General features: G+C 69.5%; 4 protein-coding genes. 3 read left to right on the top strand and 1 reads right to left on the bottom strand.

Going from position 1 to position 2678, the window contains the following annotated elements; genetic code table 11:
- Positions 1-28: 28 nt before the first annotated feature.
- Entirely contained in the window at positions 29-439 is a 411-nt protein-coding gene (locus ACFW2E_RS44935; protein WP_384477418.1) for a rodlin, read from the bottom strand.
- Between the two features lie 216 nt (positions 440-655).
- Between ACFW2E_RS44935 and ACFW2E_RS44930 the strand changes: the two genes are divergently transcribed.
- From ACFW2E_RS44930 to ACFW2E_RS44920, 3 genes are all read left to right on the top strand, one after another.
- Positions 656-1069 (top strand): rodlin, encoded by a 414-nt coding sequence (locus tag ACFW2E_RS44930; RefSeq protein ID WP_384477415.1) that lies wholly within the window; start codon positions 656-658, stop codon positions 1067-1069.
- Positions 1070-1314: 245 nt separating this feature from the next.
- Positions 1315-1566 carry a chaplin gene (locus tag ACFW2E_RS44925; RefSeq protein ID WP_384477412.1) on the top strand — a complete coding sequence of 84 codons (252 nt, stop codon included), beginning with the start codon at positions 1315-1317 and terminating at the stop codon, positions 1564-1566.
- Positions 1567-1711: 145 nt separating this feature from the next.
- Positions 1712-2593 carry a chaplin gene (locus ACFW2E_RS44920; RefSeq protein ID WP_384477409.1) on the top strand — a complete coding sequence of 294 codons (882 nt, stop codon included), beginning with the start codon at positions 1712-1714 and terminating at the stop codon, positions 2591-2593.
- Positions 2594-2678: the final 85 nt, after the last annotated feature.

Below are 2678 nucleotides of genomic sequence, written 5' to 3'. Positions count from 1 at the left end.
CCCGGAAGGGGGCCCGGGAAGCGTCCGATCAGTTGTTGCCGGTGCCGTTGCCGGACAGGGCCGAGATGTCGTCCAGGATGTGCGACAGCGGCTCGTCGCCCTTGGCCTGCGTCGAGTTCTCGACGCACTGCTGGTTCTGCGGGGAGGACAGGACGTTGATGTCCTGGACCGAGACCGGGACGAGGCCGAGGACCGAGCCCACGTTCGCCTTGGCGGGCAGGCCGATGCAGGGCTTGTTGAAGGAGCCCTGGATGAGCGCCATCTGGGGGCTCATGTTGCCGTACGTGGCCGAGTTGCCGTAGACCTGGGCGGCCCCGACGCCGCTGGCGGAGGTGGTGCCCTGGTCGTTGCCGATCGCGAGCGCGGGCGAGGCGGCGGCGGCCGAGGCACCCACGACGGAAGCGGCGACCGCTGCGGAGGCCAGAACCTTCTTGATCACTTGCAGTTCCCTTCTGGAAAAACCCCGTCCACCGGAGCGCTCTGGTTCAACTGTCACCAGCCCGCATGGTTGCTGCAATTCACTCGGTCGGCCCAAGTGAATTTCATGCGCCAAACAGGTCCGATCGGGTGACGGGCCGCAACCATTCCCGGCGCATCCGGTTGATGCGGAGGCAGGAACGTGAGTCTTGGCGAGGAGCCAGGAAAGGAAAGCGAAATGCTCAAGAAGGCAATGGCCGCGGCGGCGGTCGCCGCGTCCGTCGTCGGCGCGTCGGCGGCGGCGGCTCCCGAGGCGCTTGCCATCGGCAACGACCACGGCACCACCTCCGCCAGCGGCGTCGGCGCCTCGGAGTCGTTCGGCAACTCGGCGACCGGGGGCAACCTCAGCCCACAGGAATCCCTCGTCCAGGGCTCGGTGAACAAGCTCTGTGTCGGCCTGCCGGCCAAGGCCAACGTGGGCTCGGTCGTCGGGGTCCTGGTCCCGGTCACCGCCCAGGACATCCCGGTCCTGTCGTCGCCGCAGAACCAGCAGTGCGCCGAGAACTCGACCCAGGCCAAGGGCGACGAGCCGCTGTCGCACATCGCGGACGACATCTCGGCGCTGTCCGGCAACGGCACCGGTAACGGCTGAGTCCCGTCCCCGGATCGAGGCCGCTCGGGGTGCAGTGCGTGGGCGCGTTGGCGTCCGGGCAGCTTTTCGCCGCGCGGGAAGAGTCTTTCGCCTATGCATGTCAATTCCGCAAGGGCGTTAGAGTGAATTCCTGAGCGCCATGCGTTCCGCAGTTTCTTCGACTGTCTATCCCTCGTTCTACAGCCTGCCGGTCATGGTGCGAGCCGTACAAGTCGTGCTCGCTCGGTTTAGGCCGTCATTGGGGCATGACCGCAGAGAAGGGAAAGTCCATGAAGAAGACCGCTGCTGTCGTCGCCGGCGCCGTTCTGGCTCTGGGGGCGGCCGTCCCCGCGTTCGCCGACTCCGGCGCCACCGGCTCGGCCGCGCAGAGCCCGGGTGTCCTGTCCGGCAACGTCATCCAGGTCCCCGTGCACATTCCGGTCAACGTGTGCGGTGACTCGGTGAACGTCATCGGCCTGTTGAACCCGGCGCTGGGCAACACCTGCAGCAACCAGTGACGAGGTAACCCAACGCACTGGCCAACCGGCCGCGTCACGGTCGGCCTTGGACCGTTGATCCTTTGATCCATGCGTTCCGAGGCCGGCCTTCCCAATTCTTCAAGCAGGAAGACCAACGAGATTGCGACAGACACTGAGTAGGGGAATGGTCGCGGCTGCCGCCGCGACGGGCATCGTGTCCCTGTGCGGCGGAGCCGCGCTCGCCGACACGAATGCCAACGGGGCCGCCAAGGACTCGCCCGGAGTGGCGTCCGGCAACACAGTCCAGGTGCCGGTGCATGTACCGGTGAACGTGTGCGGCAACTCGGTCGACGTCGTCGGCGCGCTGAATCCGGCATTCGGCAACTCCTGCGCAAACGCTTCGGGTTCCGGTGCCTCCGGCACCAACGGTTCCTCGGGGGCGTCGGCGTCCGGCGTCTCGCAGGGATCGCCCGGCGTCGCCTCCGGCAACACCGCGCAGGTGCCCGTGCATGTGCCCGTGAACGCGTGCGGCAACTCGGTCGACGTCGTCGGCCTGTTGAATCCGGCAGCCGGCAACTCCTGCGCCAACGGTTCGGGTTCCGGATCCTCCAGCACTGCCGGGTCCTCCGCGTCCGGCACCGCGACGGACTCGCCCGGCGTCGGTTCCGGCAACACCGCGCAGGTGCCGGTGGACGTACCGCTGAACGTGTGCGGTGACGCGGTGGACGTGGTCGGGCTCCTCAACCCCGCCTACGGAAACGGCTGCGGCAATGACACCACGCCGCCGGTGACGCCGCCGCGTACGAACACGCCGCCGTCGACGCCGCCGACCACCACCACGCCGCCGCGTACGAACAGGCCGCCGTCGCCGCCGACCACCACCACGCCGCCGCGTACGGTCACGCCGCCGTCGACGCCCCCCGGCAGTGGAGACCACCAGGCATCGCCGCCCCAGCTGGCGCACACCGGCACCGAGGCCATGCTGGCGACCTCCGCGGTCAGCGCGGCGCTGCTCGCGGGCGGGACGATCCTGTATCGGCGAGGCCCACCCACGACCCGACGGTAGTGCCCCGGGGGGGCGGCCCGGGGCCGCCCCGCCCCCCCTCCCCGGGCGCCCCACGCCGGGGCCCCCCCCCCCCGGCGCCGCCCGC

The organism is Streptomyces sp. NPDC058964 (genome assembly GCF_042741275.1).
GTDB lineage: Bacteria > Actinomycetota > Actinomycetes > Streptomycetales > Streptomycetaceae > Streptomyces.
This window is presented reverse-complemented; position numbering and strand designations above follow the sequence as displayed.